The sequence below is a fragment of the Cupriavidus sp. SIMBA_020 genome (assembly GCF_046535395.1).
Lineage (GTDB): Bacteria > Pseudomonadota > Gammaproteobacteria > Burkholderiales > Burkholderiaceae > Cupriavidus > Cupriavidus campinensis.
On record NZ_JAWRWU010000783.1, the window covers coordinates 1 to 265 of the forward strand.

The window sequence follows — 265 nt, forward strand, 5'->3', positions numbered from 1 at the left end:
GATCGTTTTCCGCCTCGAGCAGATCGAGATACTGCTTGAAGGTGTCGAGGCCGCGTGCGCGCAACCGGCGCGCAAGGCGGCTGTAGGCCATGTCGCGCTTGTGGTCCGATAGCGAGATGCCCGCGCTGCGGTGAATCAGGTCGCGAATGCGAGCGAAATCCGCGGACGTGAATTCGAAATCCCGTCCCTGCTCGCCGGATCTAGCCGGTTCCGCCCGCTCGGGGCGTTGCTGTGCGCGCGTTGCCATCATGTGAGTTCCTGCCTG

The 265-nt window shown here is 64.2% G+C and carries 1 pseudogene; it reads right to left on the bottom strand.

Features of this window, described 5'->3' with window-relative positions:
- Positions 1 to 250: pseudogene (locus SB751_RS31485) on the bottom strand (chemotaxis protein CheR); the annotation flags it as partial.
- Between the last annotated feature and the right edge of the window lie 15 nt (positions 251 to 265).